This window comes from Neisseria sp. P0001.S005 (assembly GCF_051963715.1).
In genome coordinates, this window is record NZ_JBQCTZ010000967.1 from 1 (window position 1) to 275 (window position 275).

Annotated in this window: 1 protein-coding gene; it reads right to left on the minus strand. The window is 57.8% G+C overall.

Annotated elements, in window-relative coordinates; translation table 11 throughout:
• A partial coding sequence (locus ACTHSP_RS23710; RefSeq protein ID WP_440347198.1) for a PCRF domain-containing protein occupies positions 1-275 on the minus strand: 275 nt, incomplete at both ends.

The window sequence follows — 275 nt, forward strand, 5'->3', positions numbered from 1 at the left end:
GAGTAGCGCACCAGGCGGTGAACGCCGGTTTCGGTACGCAGCAGGCCGTAGGCGTATTCGCCTTCCACGCGGATGGTGGCACGGTTGATGCCTGCGATTTCGCCGTCGTCTTCTTCAAGGATTTCAATTTTGAAGCCTTTGCGTTCGGCGTAGCGGCTGTACATGCGGAACAGCATGCCTGCCCAATCTTCGGCTTCCGTACCGCCCGCGCCTGCGGTGATGTCGATAAAGCAGTTGTTCGGGTCGGCAGGCTGGTTGAACATTCGTTTGAATTC